Raw genomic sequence first — 15,467 nt, 5'->3', positions numbered from 1 at the left:
TCTTACAACCTCGGATCCACCATTTCACTTTCCATAGCTAAAATTCCAAAAACTCTTTCATGCGTTTTTCTTAAAGGTTGTTTTCTCACAAAATGTTGTAAAGCATCTATTCCCAAAGAAAATTCTTTTCTAGCTAAAGTTCTCTTTTTTGCTAAACCTCTATTTTTTAAACGCTTTAAGTTCTCTTGCAAATCATATTCTGGTCCATAAATGATTCTTAAATATTCTTTTCCTCTACATTTTATAGCAGGTTGCAAAAATTCATTTTTATGATAGGCGATAAAATCTAAAGGTTTTACAACAAATCCTTCTCCTTTTTTATTGGTCAAATCTCCCCACCAAGCAATAGCTTTTTCAATATCTTCTTTCTTTGTAGTATCTACAATTTGGAATTTTGTTTTCAGCATAATTTTCGAATCTGCATCACAAATTTTCGCAATAGCTTTCATATGCCACAAATGCGTTTTGTCTTCATAGGTTTTTCCTTCTGTTGCCAAAATATGAAATGGAGCCAATTTAAAATCATCCAAATAAGTTACATCCCAACAATAATTTTGATACGAAGAAATATATTTATCAATCGCTTTTGATTTATAAGAAACTTTCTCTAAAACAGCATTCAAACCTTCGATGTTTCTAGCTTTTGCTTTTTCCAATTGTTTTAAAGTTGTATTCAAAGATTGTTTTGCAGAACTTCCAACAGCCGCATATTGATTTTTCAATAAAAGTTGTGCTTTTGCCGACCAAGGCATTAATTCTGCATCCAAACAAACCCAATCAGTTTCAAATTCTTCCCAGAAATTCGCTTTTGTCAAAACTTCTGAAATTCTAAAAATAAATTGTTGCTCCAAAGTTTTATTTGAAAAGAAATTTCTACCAGTTCTGGTATAGCAAATCCCAGGATTTTTAGAATTTATTCCAAAACGTTTTTTCACTATAGAAGTATCTTTGCAAATCACTAAAATCGCTCTAGAACCCATGTGTTTTTCTTCACAAATAATTTTTGAAACACCTCTTTTTTGATAATATTGAATTGCTTCTTTTGGATGTTCTAAATATTCTTCCAAATCACTCGTTGCACAAGGCGACATGGTAGGAGGTAAATAAATCATCCAACGCGGATCAATTCCCCAACGCGTCATGGTTTCCAATGCAGGAATAGCATTTTCTTCTTTGATTAAAATATTCTTTTGTAATTCTGTATCTATGTATTTTTTACCTAAAAGATTATCAATTTCTAAAATTTCATCATTTATTTGTTGCGAAGAATTTTCCGATTCATCCACATCAAAAGGTCTTGCAGGTTTACAATACATTTTATTTGCAGAAACAGAAACCAATTTCGATTCTGGATAACGAAGCGCAGTCAATTTTCCACCAAAAACACAACCTGTATCTAAATCGATGGTATTATTAAACCATTCCGCATTTTTCACAGGTGTATGACCGTAAGCAACTTTTGCTTTTCCACGATATTCAGATGCCCAATTCAAACGAACAGGCAAACCGAATTCATCGATTTCTCCAGTAGTTTCACCATATAAACAAAAAGATCTCACTTCTCCAGAAGTTCTTCCATGCATTTCTTCTCGCAAACCAGCATGCGAAACCACCAAATTTCCATCATCAAAAATATAATGACTTGTCAAACCGTAAATAAATTCTCTGACTTGCTCTTTAAAAGCATCTGTTTCATTTTCTAATTGTTCTAAAGTTTCCTTCAGTCCATGTTTGGTTTGTACATTTCTTCCTTCCAACTTTTTCTTCAATTTTTCATCATGATTTCCAGGAACACAAAAAGCAGTTCCATTTTTTACCATGCTCATTGCAAGTTTTAAAACCGCAGGAGAATTCGGGCCTCTATCTACCAAATCTCCAAGGAAAATAACTTTTCTATTTTCAGGATGTGTAACTTTTATTCCAAAATTTTCTTCATCTTCTAGATTAAATTCTATTTGATAATTTAATTTTTCTAAAAGCGAAATCGTTTCATCATAACAACCATGAATATCTCCAATAATATCAAAAGGACCTTTGAATTCTTTTTTGTCATTATATAATTTATCTCTAAAAATCCCTTCAATTTCATTGATCTCATCTTCTGTTTTGAATTTATAGATCTTTTTAAAACCTTCTTTTTTCAAAAACTTTAAAGAATGTCTCAAATTACGTTTATGATTTCGAATCACATGATTTCCGAAATTACGGTCTTCTCTAGTTTCATTTCTTTGTATAGAAACTTCTTCTGGTAAATCCAAAACAATTGCCACAGAAAGCACATGATATTTTTTAGCAATTTTCAATAAATTCTTTCGTGAATCCGAATGAACATTTGTTGCATCAATAACAGTTAATAATCCTCTTTTCAAACGTTTTGAAACAATAAATTCTAACAATTCAAAAGTTTCTGTGTTTGCATCCATCGTGTTTTCTGCATTGGAAACCATTCCTCTGCAAACATCTGATGATACAATTTCATATTTTTCAAAATGCTTATTCGCAAAGGTACTTTTTCCAGCACCTGATGCTCCTATCAATAGGACTAAAGCATTCTTTGGTATATTTATATTTTTCATTTTTCTTTTCTTAATTTTAATTGGTGACTGTGATTTAATTTACGGTGACTGAGCGGAGCCGAAGCCACGTCCGATTTCGACTCCGCTCAATCTCCGTGTTTTTTTCTGGTGGCTGAGGTTCTCGAAGTCACGCCCGATTTCGGCTCCGCTCAATCTCCGAGTTTTTTTCTGGTGGCTGAGGTTCTCGAAGTCACGCCCGATTTCGACTCCGTTCAATCTCCGAGTTTGTTTTAATAATGGCTGAATAATTTCGATTGGTGGCTGAGCGGAGCCGAAGTCACACTTTTATTCAACCAAACTAAAAATTCCCATTTGAGAAGAAGCTCCAACTTTCTCATCAATTTCTCCGATTGGAGAAAACTCTACATTATAATTATTGTTTTTAGCAACTTTTTTTGCCCAATTTTCAAATTCATTTCTTGTCCATTCAAAACGATGATCATTGTGTCTGAACTTTCCATTTTCCAAACCTTCATATTTGATGTTATATTCTTTATTAGGTGTAGTAAGGAAAACTTTCTTTGGTTTTGCATGTTTGAAAATTGCTTTTTCAAAATGTCCCAAACGATTTTCTTCTAAGTGTTCTATAACTTCTACGATTGCAGCAGCATCATAACCAGAAAAACGAATGTCTTTATATAAAAGAGAACTTTGAAAAAGAGAAATTCTTTCCAATTGTCTGGAATTTAATTTATCAAAATAGATTCTTTCTTTAGTAATAGAAAGTGCGTTGAAAGAAACATCTGTTCCAGTGATTTTTTTGAATTGTGGTTCTTTGATTAATTTCTTTAATAACTTTCCTTCACCACATCCTAAATCAATGACGCTTGAAACATTGCTTTCTTTCATTTTTCTTAAAACAACATCCAGTCTTTCTTGGTGTAAAGTCTTTTTACGAATTTTTTCTTCTTTCGAAATTTCCTCTTTTTCTTCTTCCGATTCTTCTTCTAAAATCTGATACATTTTATTTTGTAAGGATTTAAAACCAAGAAAATATCTATTTGAAATTAAATCTTTTAAAGGATGATTTGGAAGCCATTTTTTTCCTTTTTCTAAAAGTTTTTTCACTTCTGCTTCACCAACATAATAATGCTTGTCAAAATCTAAAACAGGAATTAAAATATAAAGATGTATCAACAAATCTTGAACTGTAATTTCATTTTTTAAAATCACAGAATAATATTTGCTTTCTCCCCAATTGGTGAATTTTTTATCTAAAATATGTCGTTCGATTTCTAGAGAATAACCAAGAGGTTCAAACAAATCACGAATCAATTTTTCGCCACCTTTTGGAGCAGAAACCACAGAAATAGAAACTTCAAAATTGTATTTTTTTGAAACTAACTCGGGTTTATTATTACATTTTCCATTCAGAGCTGTAGAAAACATTTTAATAATTGCTGAGCTTAAAAAAGAGGAAGCGATATAAGGTTTATCGTTTACATATTGTTGAAGCGAGAAACCTTTTCCGGAAAGATTTCTTTTTCCACGAACCATTTCAATTGGATCAATATCCAACATTAAAGCGATTGTAGTTTGTTTTTTACTTACTTCAGGATAAAAAACATGCGTTTTTCCAACAGTGATTTCCGAAGTTTGAAATTTATCAGGATGTTTATGAAATAAAAAACTTATTTCTTTTGTATTTTCATCTTTAGCTGTTATTGTTAATAACATAATTCTTTATTTTTTGACAAAGCTAAAGACGAAGTATGCAGTGTTTTTGCGTAGTGAAATTTAAATTATTTTAAAACTCAAAATCATATCCAATTTCAAGTAAATCTATTTTTAACTGTTTTAAATCTTTATAATTTGGATTTATTTGAAAAATTAAATCTTTTGTGATTTTTTCTCCATTATAAATCTTTTGAACAAATTCTAATCTTAATTCAAAATCTTCAAATTCATCTTCATAATATTCTTCAGCCCACTCTTTGAAAGTAAACGCATTTCCATCTAAAAGAAATAGAAGTTCATCTGAAAAATCATTTTCTTTGGATAAATTTTCTGCACAAATCCAATTTTTATTTTTCTCTAATTGCCAAAAACAAAAAGTAGTTCCAATAGTTTTTATTGGTTCACCAAAAATAAATTCATGGAAAATTTCAGGTAATTTTTTTAGATTAGCTTTTGCAGAACTTTCAGAAGAAAAACCATTGATACATATGTTTTTATCTTTAAATAAAATCAATAAATGATTTCCTTCTCCATTTCGCATTTCGCAAAATTCCTCATTTTCGCTCCAATTTTTTTGATATGAAAAATATCGATATTCCCATTCAGGACAAATAATTGCTTCCAAAGTCGAAATAGCTTTACAAAGATTTTGTAGTTTTTCTTGTTTTGGTAGATTCTTTAAATGTTTTGTTGAAAGTAAATTCATTTTCATTCTAATTAAATTTGCCAAAAATAGTTTTTTAATTACTATAAAATTTCATTTTCTATCATTTTTCATAATCCAATTTTCTAAATAATTCTTCAGAAATATTATGTTTTTTAATTCAAAATAAAATTGAAAATCTATAATATTGCTTTTCAAATAAAAGAGAAGAATCACTAATTAAATTAAAAATTGTAAAAATGACAATACATCATAAAGAAATTGAAAATGTTTTAAAATTAAGTCCATTTGAGAGATATAAATATTTTATTAAAAAAGTTGCTGATATAGAAGAACTGTGGACAATAGTTGATGAAAATAATAAGTTTTCAATTGCTGAAATTGATAATAAAAAACTTATTTCTTTTTGGTCAGCAAAAGAATATATTAAAAGTAATTTAGAAGAATCATGGGAAAATGAAATTCCTTTTAAGATGAATCTTGATTATTTTGAGTCAAAAATAATTCCATTAATTGAAGAAAAAGAACTATTAATAAATGTATTTTCTATAAATGGTAAATCAGGTTTTGTAGTTTCTTTACGAGAGTTTATAAGGGATTTAAATGAAGAATTAGAATTATATTATTAGAACAATTTATTCCAAAACTTCTACTTGTTCAATTTTTACTGCATTTTTATTTGGTTCAATTTGATATCCCATTCTTTTGGAAAGAACTTCGACAAAAGCTGCTCCAAGAAAAATAATTTGAGAAGTATAATAAACCCAAATCATAATTAAAGCTAAAACACTTGCAGTTCCAAAAGTAGAAGAAATATGACTATGACCAACATAAACTCCAATTCCGATTTTTCCAATCATAAAAAGGAATGCAGTGAAAATTCCACCATAAATAACAGGTTTCCAATGAATAATTGCATCGCCTAAATATTTAAACATGATTGAGAAAATGATGATTAAAACAAAAAGTGAAGTAATGTGTTCATAAATAAAAAGTCCACGATAATTAAAATTTAAAGAAGAAATATTAGAAGTTAAAAAACTACTGATAAAAGTACTTAAAATGATAATTGAGAATAAACCAATTAAAATAACAATGGAACCAAAATGAAGAATAAAATAATTCAGAATACTATTTTTAGGTTTAGATTGTAAACTCCAAATACTATTAAAAGCTTTGTGAAGTTGGCTAAACAATCCAGAAGCACTAAAAGCTAAAGTAATAAATCCGATAATTGCTGTCCAAATACTGTTATGACTAGTTTTTTGATTTCGAATAAAATTTTGAATTTGCAAAGAAGCCTGATCACCTAAAGTACTTTTTAATTGGTCATGAATTTCACCAGAAACAGCTTCTTTTCCGAAGAAAATTCCTAAAACAGAAGAAATAATCATAATCATTGGAATCAATGAAAAAACGGAATAATAAGCTAAAGCAGCTCCTTTTTGAAATGTATTATTTTTAAAAAAATGCTTAAAAACATCTTTAAATAATTTTATCATGGGGAATTGAATTTAAATCAAAATTAGTTTTACGAAAATACGTTTTTTGAAATAAAGAAAATAAGAGATTTATATTTAATGTGATAAAAATATGTTTGAAGTCGATTAAAAAGGTTTAAGAATAATGAGTAGGAGAAGTTTTGGTTTTAAAATTAACTATAAAATTTAAATATTTTTAAAATATCAATAATAAAATTACATTGTATCTAATGACTTTCGAGAGTGAATTTTCATATTCGTAATTTAAAAAAGAAAAACTCTCAATTTTATGAGAGTTTTTTATATTTTATCTTAAAATAAATCCATTTTTCATTGGATCATTTGGATCAATAACAAAAGTTTGCATTCCAGTAATATGCGCAGTTCCTTCCACTTCTGGAATAACAGCTTCAAACGGTCCGAAATCTATTTTTTCAACAATAGAACCAAAAAACACACTTTCAGTGATGCTTTCAATTTTCATTTTTGGACTTCCAACTTCCATTTCATTTCTAGCTTCATGAATTGCCATTCTTCCAGAAACTCCTGAGCCAGTTGGACAACGATCAACTTCTCCTTCTGCGAAAATGCAAACATTTTTACTGTCAATTCCCTCATTATTTGATTTATCAATAAAAATAGTTCCATAAAGGAAACTCAAATCGTTTTCAAAAGGATGTAAAATTTCATTGTCATTTTTCATGACAGCATGTTTAATATCCATTCCTTTTTGGATTAAAGTTCTATAATTTTCAGTTGTTAAATCGATTTTAAAATCATTTCTAGAAAAATCAACATAAGCATAAAAAGCACCTCCATAAGCTAAATCATAACGAACTTTTCCAATTCCATCGATTTCAACTTCTCTATCTAATCCAACAACAAAGGAAGGAACACAATGAAAACGAACGCCAGTTACTTTTCCATTTTTCACATTTGTATAAGAAACAATTCTACCACATGGTGCATCAATTTTTAAAATATTATCACCTTCTTTTACTTCAATCCATTCCATTTCAATAGCCAAAGTTGAAATTGCAATAATAGCATGACCACACATAGTAGAATAGCCTTCATTATGAAGAAATAAAATTCCAAAATCCGCTTCCTCATCATTTGGAGGAAGTAAAATACAACCATACATATCTGCATGTCCTCTTGGCTCAAACATTAAAGAAGTTCGAAGAAAATCGTAGTTTTCTTTTACATAACGACGATATTCCAAGACATTATTTCCTTTTAATTCAGGAAAACCATCTATAATTACTCGAAGCGGTTCTCCGCCAGTATGCATATCAATTGTTTTGATTTGCAACCAATCTTTAGGAACTTGAAATTCTTTTCTATCTATGATGTTTTGATATGTTGTTTTTCGCATCGTTGAAGTTGTCATAATGTTTTTGTTTTAAATTAAAAATAGTAGATAAAAGCTAGATATTTTAATGCAAATCGTTTTCCGAAAGTAGTTTTGAAGCAAGTTTACTCATGTATTTATCATAAAAATATGAAGCAGCTGTCAAGTCTTCTAGAGCGTGACCAACAGATTTAAAAACAGTGATTTCTTCATCAGAAATTCTACCAGGTTTTTCTCCAGAGCAAAGTTGACGCAAAGCACCTTTTATGTCTTTTTCTGTAATTACTTTTTCTTCAAGAGGAATAATTAAATCGCCACTTTCTTTTGTTGCACCTTCAAAAGTGTCTACAAAAATGGAGCTGATTTTCATTGTTTCATTATCAGCCTCGCGCATATTTTTTTTATAGGAACCTACTAAATCAATATGTTGTCCTTTTTTTAAATCTTTTCCATGAATTAAATACTCTACAGATAATGTAGCGCAAGATACGATATCAACTTGAGAAATTACGTCTGTAATTTCTTTTACAAAATGCATGTTAAAAGATTCATTTTCTAAGGATTTGCATATTTTTTGTGCCTTTCGAATATCTCGACCATAAACATATACATCTTTAATTGGACGAACACTAGCATGCGCTAAAATTAAATTCTTAGACAAAGCGCCAGTTCCTATCATTAAAAGAGAACTAGCATCTTTTTTTGATAAATATTTAGAAGCTAAAGCAGAAGCAGCAGCAGTTCTTTTGGAAGTTAAAGATTTTCCATCCATAATTGCTTTTACAGTTCCTTTATGTGCATCTAAATAAATATATGTTCCGTGAATAGAAGGTAAATTATAATTGGAATTATTTGGATTTACAGTTACAATTTTTACTCCAGCTTCTTCACTTGGAATGCAAGCAGGCATTAATAAAAGTGTAGAAGTTGTATCTGCTTTTGGGTTTGGAAAATCATGATGATGACGCATTGGAACTAAAGCAGAAAATTTTGCAAAAGCTTTTTCTAGATGGTTAATAAGTTCTGTAAAATTGGTTGTTGATTCAATAAAATTCTCATCAATTAATTGAACATTTTCCATGGTTGAGGTTTTAGCTTTAAAAAAGTTGTTCTCTAAATTAAAGAAAACAATTAGAAAAAAATGAAAATCAATTACACTTGCTAATTTCGTATTGGTTCTTGTTAAAATACTATAAGAAATAGAACATTTTAGCCGTTAAATTTACGCAGAGGTAAACAAAAACATTATAAACATGAACTTCAAAAAGCTATATATTCCATTTTTATTCGTTTCATTATTTTTTCTTGTAACATGTAAATCTACAGGTGTTTCTGAGGAAAAACAAGAGGAATTAACATTACAAGAACAGATTTTAAAACAATTTCCTACTGCAAAAATTACGCCTTTAAAGATTGATTCTCTATCTCATTTTGTAGAAAAATATGAAGTTTATATAGCGCAGCCTTTAACACATGAAAATATAGAAGAAGGAACATTTCAACATCGATTTATTGTTTCACATGCAGATTATGAAAAGCCGACTTTATTAGAAACTTCGGGTTATTGGATTTATGATAAAGATAGAGAATTGGCGAAAATTACGAAAGGAAATCAGATTGTTGTTGAATATCGTTTTTATGGTGGTTCTAGACCAGAAAATGTAGCTTGGAAATATTTACACAATAAAGAAGCAATTGAAGATTACCATAATATTGTATCAAAATTTAAAAATATTTATAAAGGAAAATGGATATCTTCAGGAGTTAGCAAAGGAGGAGAAAATACATTAATTTATAGAACAAAATATCCAAATGATATTGATGTTTATGTTCCATATGTTGCACCATTAATTCATACAACAGAAGATAAAAGAACAGATAATCATATTAATACAATTGGAACAGAAATTTGCAGAAAAAAAGTTAGAGATTTTCAACGAATGACTTTACAAGGATCCATTCGTGATTCTCTTTTAATCAGAGCAAAGAAATTAGTGAAAAAGAAAAAATGGACATTTAAAACGATGCCAATTGAAGAAGCATTTGAATATGCAGTATTAGAATATTCTTTTTCTTTTTGGCAATGGTCTACAGAATGTGAGAAAATTCCAGAAACTTCTGAAAATATAGAAGCTGTTTTTAATCATTTAATGGATGTTTCAGGTTTGTATTTTTATAGCGATCAAGGAATTCATTCGTATTTACCTTCTAATTATGAACATCAAACAGTTTATGGATATTATAAATTGGATGTTTCACCAGTAAAAGATTTATTGAAATATGCGCATAATCCAAGTTTTATGAAATTTATTCCAGAAGAAATTGAAGTGAAATTTGAACCAAATTATATTAAAAATGTTAGAGATTATATAGAAAATAAAGGTGATAGAGTTTTATATATTTATGGAGAATATGATACTTGGTATTCTTGTGCGCCGAATCCAAAAAAACATGTAGATGCATTAAAAATGGTTTTAAAAGGAGCACATCATGGAACAAGAATTAAAGATTTTTCAGAAAAAGACAAACAAAAAATTTACGCAAAATTACAAGAATGGTTAGGGAAAGATGTAAGAATTTTTCCTTTGAAATAAAAATTCTTTTAAGTGACACAATAATTTAAATTGCATAAACCGAAAAAATAATTAGAATTTAATTGAAAAAAAATATATTTTTAAGAAATAATTAGAAAATACGATTAAGAAGATTCAACAGATAGTAGCGTGATATGAAGAAAATCAAATGGATAATTATTTCTTTTTTATTATTTTCTTTAATTGCTTGTGAGGAAAAGAGAGACGAAGAAAGAGACAATGTGATATTGAATTCTTTCTTGCAAAAAATTAAAAACTCAAAAGAAGCATTAAAAGACAGTTTAGCACATTATAATGATACGAGCTTACGGTTGACAAAAACAGTTTTTGGTTGGCATCCGTCATGGCTTGGTGATTCGTATAAATATTATCATTATGATTTGCTTTCTTCTCTAGCATATTTTTCTTGTACTATTGATAAAACAGACGAAGATTTAATTTTTTATTATTTAAATGGATGGGATCAAGAAAGAGCTTCTGATTTGATTCGTTTGGCGCATAAAAAAGATTGCGAAGTACTTCTTGCTGTAAAATTTGAAACAATAAGTACGATGAATTATGTTTTAAAAGAAGAGCAAGATGCTGTTGTTGCGAAGCTAAATTCGTTGGTGACAAGTACACAAGATGCAGATGGAATTAATTTGATTATTTCTATTATTTCAGATTCGAATAGATTGTATTTTCAAGAGTTTGTGCAAAAATTAGCAACAGTTTTAAAGAAAAATAATAAGAAATTGACGCTTACAATTTCTGCGACGCCACATTTAAATTCGGTTGATTTTCAAAATTTAGATGCTTATGTTGAAAGCTATATCATGCAAGGATATAATTACCATTATATTGATAGTGAAGATGAAGGTCCGGTTGCACCATTATATTCTGGAAAAAAATGGAAAGAAAAGCGAAATATTAATAATTCGGTTACAGATTACTTAAATAGAGGAATAGCCAAAGAAAAATTGGTTTTAGCGCTTCCATATTATGGTGTTTTATGGGAAAAAGACACAGCTACAAATGTCTCGATGTATGTTCGAGCTTTTCGAATTAATGAAATTTTGGCTTCTAGTTATTATGAGCAAATACAATATGATACAATTTCTCACACAGCTTTTTATGAATATTATGAAGATGAGACACAATATATCTGTTATTTTGATGATACAAAAACATTGAATTATAAATATGATTGGATTAAAGAAAAAGGTTTAAAAGGAGTTGGGATTTGGGCTTTAGGTTATGATGAAGGTTATGAAATTTTGTGGAATTTATTAAAAAAAGATTTTACAGAACAGCCAGAAAAGAAAACATTAAAAGAAGAAGAGCAGACCATTTTAGCAGATATAAAAGCAAGTTTAAAAAAAATTATTTCTCAAAAATATTCCATTATTACAGCAATTGTTTTGTTTGTTTTTTTACTTTGTTTAGCAATAGTTGGAACTTTTGCTTCTTGGGTAATTAAACAAAAAATTGAATATGATAGTTGGTTCCGTTATATTTTTTCTTTAGTGATTTTATATTTATTATATCTCGCTTGTTATGGCGTAATCAATGCTGCTTTTTATGAAACTTATGATGCAATAATTTATTTACGATATATTTATTTGCTATCATTTTTGCTTCTTTCTACTTTATTCTTTTTACAGAAAATTCGTATAAATCAAGATAAACCATAATGTTAGATAAATTAAAGAAATTAATCGCAAAAGGATTTTTGAATTTTATCATCAATGTTATCCTTTCTTTTTTGCTAGGAATTATTTGTTTAATGATGTTAAATGACATTACTTTAGATCCAATAGATTATTTGAAAAACATACAAAATGCTACAGTTATTTTATATTTACTTTATGTTGTAGTAAGTTTTATTTGTATCATAATAATTCGATTAATATTATCTTCTGTAATTGTTTTATTAGAAAAAGAGTTCATAAGTAAAAAGAAAGCTTGATATTTTACAAAAAGTTAAAAGTTGTTAAAAAAATATATTAACTAAAAATTTTTAACAAAAAAAGAATAGTATAGTTGTATTTTGAGCTTATTTTTAGTTTCTTTATAAATCTAAAAAAAGATGCGATTTGTTAAACGATGTCATAAATATTATAACAGAAGAACTCAATCAATTCATTCGTCTTCAAAATAACCTGACAGAAAAGAAGGTTATTGCAACTACTATCAGTTCCCAAAATGGTTCTATTGCTATCAAAGAAGAGAATAAAATATTGCTAACATTGGTTGATATAAATAAAGAAACGGTTGTTGGAAATCAACGAGAATATATACGAACAGAAAATGGAGGATTTCGACCAAAAAGAAGAGATTTACATTTAAATTTGACTATACTTTTTTCTGCCTATTTTAATGAAACTAACTATTTAGAAGCATTAAAATATTTGTCAAATGTGATTTCTTTTTTTCATGCAAAACCAGTTTTTACTACAGAAAATACTTCACGAATGGCAAATACTTCCATTCAAAAACTAACATTTCATTTGCATCATTCTGATTCAAATACAAAAAATAATATGTGGTCGAATTTAGGGGCAAAATACATGCCTTCTGTGTTATATAAAGTGAGTATGGCAATCTTTGAAGATACAACAATTCGAGCTGAAATTCCTGAAATTAAAGATGTTAATGTTGATAAAGAAGTTTCTTCCTCATGAGTGTGAACGAAAAATATCAAACGATTTTAACAATTGAAATATCTCATGAATATTTCCAAGAACTTCCTGCGAATTTTATCTTTTGGTTTGTTTCTGATCAAACAAAAAAACGTTTGAAAAAACAGCATGTAATTTTTAAGCAAATTGGAAATAAATTACAATTAATTGCAAAAAAGGAAAATATTTCACTAGAAAATATCGTTTTTTATTTTAGAATTAATGATCGATTTTGGCAAAATTATACTTCACCAAAACTTTTTAATCATCAAAAACTTGGGTTTTTAGAAAGTGATGAAGAAAAAGATAATTTTGAATCTAAATTAGAAGCGGAAATTTTAAATGTTATTGGAAAAGAAGATGTAGAAAAAGAGCAAACATTTGAAAAAAATGAGAATTTTAACCAATTATATAAAAAAGAAGAGCAATTTTATTTACTAAATCAAACAAACAATTTTGATGGAATTTGTTTTTTGTCAAAAATTGATTTTTCTAAGGAAAAGCATTATAAAATTAACTTAGAAGAAAGAGCGATTTATTGGAAATATTTTATTCCTGAAAAATTGGTAAATAACTATGAATTTATAAATATAGTTGCGCAAAAAGAAACGGTTTTATTTGAACAATCACAAACGGAAATACCAAATATGATGTGTTTTGTTTCAAAAGAAAAAATTAAAAATTCAGAAATACAAAAAGAGATATTCCATTTAAAAAGAAATGTAAATCATACAAATAGACCATCAGGAATTATAATGGAATACTTGCCAACCCCAAATAGAGAAACAATCCGAAAAAAAGATACAGAAAATAACGAGTATATTGATATTTATGTTCAATTTTAATAAAACTGATTTATGGCACAAATGAAAACACCAGGGGTGTATATTGTCGAGAAAGATGCCTTTGGAAATGGTGTTGTTGAAGTAGCAACGGCAGTTCCTGCTTTTATCGGTCATACGGAAAAAGCAATGAATGGAGATAAGTCTTTATTAGGAAAACCTATGAGAATTTCTTCTTTAGCAGAATACATGAAATTCTTTGGAGGAACTCCAAAATATGAATTTGATGTAACACAAGGGCAGACAGATAATACTGCAAAAAAAGCAGATGATAAAGGGGATGCAGCTGAAGGTGATGCAACAAAACCAGCAGCGGATGCAGGAGCAAGTTCAGATGTTATTTCTATTTCTTTAAAAGGAGAAAGTTATAATCTTTTTAATTCGATGCGTTTATTTTTCCAAAATGGAGGTGGACCATGTTATATCGTTTCTATTGGAAGTTATTCTGATGAGTACGATCCAACAAAATTTGAAGGAGGAATCACACCATTATTAAAAGAAGATGAGCCAACAATGATTGTAATTCCAGAGGCTGTTAATTTAAAAGCGGAAGATTGTATTTCTTTACAACAAGCGGTTTTAATGCATTGTGGAAAAATGCAAAGTCGTGTTGGAATCTTAGATATTTATGATGGATATAAAGATCGACAAGACCCAAGTGGAGATGTAATTACAAATTTTAGAAGTGCTGTTGGTGTAAATAATTTAAGTTATGGTGTTTCTTATTATCCATGGTTACATACAAGTATTGTAGTTGATAATGAACTTGGAGTACAAAATGTTTCTTCGGATAGTGTTGCAGCTTTGCAAGGAATTATTATGAAGGAATTAAATATTCCTGAGCAAGCAGCAGATAATGAAGATGTAACAATTACGGATTTACGTAAAATGCTTCAGAATCTAGCAAATATAAATAGAGATGATTATGATAGTGGAACTGATGATGTTCCGTCCATTACTGAATACAATAAAATTCTTACTGCTAATTCTAAAAAATTCAATTCAATTATCAAAAATATTCGTGAGAAATTGAATTTATTACCTCCAAGTGCAGCAATGGCAGGAGTTTACACATTTGTTGATAGCAATCGTGGAGTTTGGAAAGCGCCAGCAAATGTTTCTTTAAATAGTGTTGTAAGTCCAGCTGTAAACGTTAGTCATGATGAGCAAATGGACTTAAATGTTTCTTTAACAGGAAAATCAATTAATGCAATTCGTCCTTTTATTGGTGAAGGTGTTTTAGTTTGGGGTGCAAGAACTTTAGATGGAAATAGTAAAGATTGGAGATATATTAATGTAAGAAGAACGTTAATTATGTTAGAGCAATCAATTAAACATGCTGCAAAAGCTTATGTATTTGAACCAAATGATGCGAATACTTGGACAACTATGAAAAGTATGATTGACAGTTTTTTAATTGGTCAATGGAAACAAGGAGCTTTAGTTGGAGCAACGCCACAAGAAGCTTTTAGTGTAGCAGTCGGTTTAGGACAAACAATGACAGGAGATGATATCTTAGAAGGAATTTTAAGAATAACAATATTAGTTGCTGTATCAAGACCAGCAGAATTTATCGAAATTACTTTCCAACAACAAATGCAAAAATCTTAAAAAATATA

At 28.7% G+C, this 15,467-nt stretch carries 13 protein-coding genes; 7 read left to right on the top strand and 6 right to left on the bottom strand.

Annotated features, from left to right (window positions below):
• Nucleotides 1-2: 2 nt before the first annotated feature.
• From I1A51_RS08755 to I1A51_RS08745, 3 genes are all read right to left on the bottom strand, one after another.
• Complete coding sequence (locus tag I1A51_RS08755) at nt 3-2,576, bottom strand: polynucleotide kinase-phosphatase (RefSeq protein ID WP_196893082.1); 2,574 nt, start codon at nt 2,574-2,576, stop codon at nt 3-5.
• 285 nt (nt 2,577-2,861) lie between these two features.
• Nucleotides 2,862-4,253: a 3' terminal RNA ribose 2'-O-methyltransferase Hen1 gene (locus I1A51_RS08750; RefSeq protein ID WP_196893080.1), complete on the bottom strand. Its 1,392-nt coding sequence runs from the start codon at nt 4,251-4,253 to the stop codon at nt 2,862-2,864.
• Nucleotides 4,254-4,323: 70 nt separating this feature from the next.
• Nucleotides 4,324-4,965 carry a C-type lectin-like domain-containing protein gene (locus tag I1A51_RS08745; RefSeq protein WP_196893078.1) on the bottom strand — a complete coding sequence of 214 codons (642 nt, stop codon included), beginning with the start codon at nt 4,963-4,965 and terminating at the stop codon, nt 4,324-4,326.
• Between the two features lie 191 nt (nt 4,966-5,156).
• Here I1A51_RS08745 and I1A51_RS08740 point away from each other — a divergent pair, with 191 nt between their 5' ends.
• Nucleotides 5,157-5,546, top strand: a complete 390-nt coding sequence (locus I1A51_RS08740) for a DUF2750 domain-containing protein (RefSeq protein ID WP_196893076.1) — start codon at nt 5,157-5,159, stop codon at nt 5,544-5,546.
• Between the two features lie 6 nt (nt 5,547-5,552).
• Here the strand turns inward: I1A51_RS08740 and I1A51_RS08735 are convergent, their stop codons facing one another.
• The 3 genes from I1A51_RS08735 to I1A51_RS08725 all read right to left on the bottom strand — a co-directional run bounded on the left by I1A51_RS08735 (nt 5,553) and on the right by I1A51_RS08725 (nt 8,833).
• Nucleotides 5,553-6,419, bottom strand: coding sequence for a YihY/virulence factor BrkB family protein (locus tag I1A51_RS08735; RefSeq protein WP_196893074.1), 867 nt, complete (start codon nt 6,417-6,419; stop codon nt 5,553-5,555).
• A gap of 286 nt (nt 6,420-6,705) precedes the next feature.
• Nucleotides 6,706-7,791: a proline racemase family protein gene (locus I1A51_RS08730; protein ID WP_231373997.1), complete on the bottom strand. Its 1,086-nt coding sequence runs from the start codon at nt 7,789-7,791 to the stop codon at nt 6,706-6,708.
• A gap of 46 nt (nt 7,792-7,837) precedes the next feature.
• Nucleotides 7,838-8,833: an ornithine cyclodeaminase family protein gene (locus tag I1A51_RS08725; RefSeq protein WP_196893073.1), complete on the bottom strand. Its 996-nt coding sequence runs from the start codon at nt 8,831-8,833 to the stop codon at nt 7,838-7,840.
• A 172-nt stretch (nt 8,834-9,005) separates the two neighbouring features.
• Between I1A51_RS08725 and I1A51_RS08720 the strand changes: the two genes are divergently transcribed.
• The 6 genes from I1A51_RS08720 to I1A51_RS08695 all read left to right on the top strand — a co-directional run bounded on the left by I1A51_RS08720 (nt 9,006) and on the right by I1A51_RS08695 (nt 15,459).
• The gene (locus I1A51_RS08720) at nt 9,006-10,346 is read left to right on the top strand and encodes a S28 family serine protease (protein ID WP_196893071.1); all 1,341 of its coding nucleotides are present in this window, start codon (nt 9,006-9,008) and stop codon (nt 10,344-10,346) included.
• A 134-nt stretch (nt 10,347-10,480) separates the two neighbouring features.
• A complete protein-coding gene (locus I1A51_RS08715) occupies nt 10,481-12,019 on the top strand; it encodes a glycosyl hydrolase family 18 protein (protein ID WP_196893069.1) in 1,539 nt (512 codons plus the stop codon).
• On the top strand, nt 12,019-12,294 hold the full coding sequence (locus tag I1A51_RS08710; protein ID WP_196893067.1) for a hypothetical protein: 276 nt from the start codon (nt 12,019-12,021) through the stop codon (nt 12,292-12,294). Before I1A51_RS08715 ends, I1A51_RS08710 begins: the two co-directional genes overlap by 1 nt.
• Nucleotides 12,295-12,421: 127 nt before the next feature.
• Nucleotides 12,422-13,009 (top strand): DUF4255 domain-containing protein, encoded by a 588-nt coding sequence (locus I1A51_RS08705; RefSeq protein ID WP_196893065.1) that lies wholly within the window; start codon nt 12,422-12,424, stop codon nt 13,007-13,009.
• Complete coding sequence (locus I1A51_RS08700; protein ID WP_196893063.1) at nt 13,006-13,851, top strand: hypothetical protein; 846 nt, start codon at nt 13,006-13,008, stop codon at nt 13,849-13,851. The genes I1A51_RS08705 and I1A51_RS08700 overlap by 4 nt, the downstream gene beginning before the upstream one ends.
• 12 nt (nt 13,852-13,863) lie before the next feature.
• A complete protein-coding gene (locus tag I1A51_RS08695; RefSeq protein ID WP_196893061.1) occupies nt 13,864-15,459 on the top strand; it encodes a phage tail sheath family protein in 1,596 nt (531 codons plus the stop codon).
• The last annotated feature ends 8 nt before the right edge of the window (nt 15,460-15,467 follow it).

It is taken from the genome of Aureivirga marina, from assembly GCF_015767265.1.
Lineage (GTDB): Bacteria > Bacteroidota > Bacteroidia > Flavobacteriales > Flavobacteriaceae > Aureivirga > Aureivirga marina.
Note: the sequence above shows the minus strand (reverse complement) of the source record. Positions and strands in the feature narration are given on the sequence as shown.

Excerpts from the sequence above, each read along its gene's own strand:
- I1A51_RS08755 (WP_196893082.1), bottom strand. The coding sequence starts at position 2,576 with ATGAAAAATATAAATATACCAAAGAATGCTTTAGTCCTATTGATAGGA.
- I1A51_RS08750 (WP_196893080.1), bottom strand. The coding sequence starts at position 4,253 with ATGTTATTAACAATAACAGCTAAAGATGAAAATACAAAAGAAATAAGT.
- I1A51_RS08745 (WP_196893078.1), bottom strand. The coding sequence starts at position 4,965 with ATGAAAATGAATTTACTTTCAACAAAACATTTAAAGAATCTACCAAAA.
- I1A51_RS08740 (WP_196893076.1), top strand. The coding sequence starts at position 5,157 with ATGACAATACATCATAAAGAAATTGAAAATGTTTTAAAATTAAGTCCA.
- I1A51_RS08735 (WP_196893074.1), bottom strand. The coding sequence starts at position 6,419 with ATGATAAAATTATTTAAAGATGTTTTTAAGCATTTTTTTAAAAATAAT.
- I1A51_RS08730 (WP_231373997.1), bottom strand. The coding sequence starts at position 7,791 with ATGACAACTTCAACGATGCGAAAAACAACATATCAAAACATCATAGAT.
- I1A51_RS08725 (WP_196893073.1), bottom strand. The coding sequence starts at position 8,833 with ATGGAAAATGTTCAATTAATTGATGAGAATTTTATTGAATCAACAACC.
- I1A51_RS08720 (WP_196893071.1), top strand. The coding sequence starts at position 9,006 with ATGAACTTCAAAAAGCTATATATTCCATTTTTATTCGTTTCATTATTT.
- I1A51_RS08715 (WP_196893069.1), top strand. The coding sequence starts at position 10,481 with ATGAAGAAAATCAAATGGATAATTATTTCTTTTTTATTATTTTCTTTA.
- I1A51_RS08710 (WP_196893067.1), top strand. The coding sequence starts at position 12,019 with ATGTTAGATAAATTAAAGAAATTAATCGCAAAAGGATTTTTGAATTTT.
- I1A51_RS08700 (WP_196893063.1), top strand. The coding sequence starts at position 13,006 with ATGAGTGTGAACGAAAAATATCAAACGATTTTAACAATTGAAATATCT.
- I1A51_RS08695 (WP_196893061.1), top strand. The coding sequence starts at position 13,864 with ATGGCACAAATGAAAACACCAGGGGTGTATATTGTCGAGAAAGATGCC.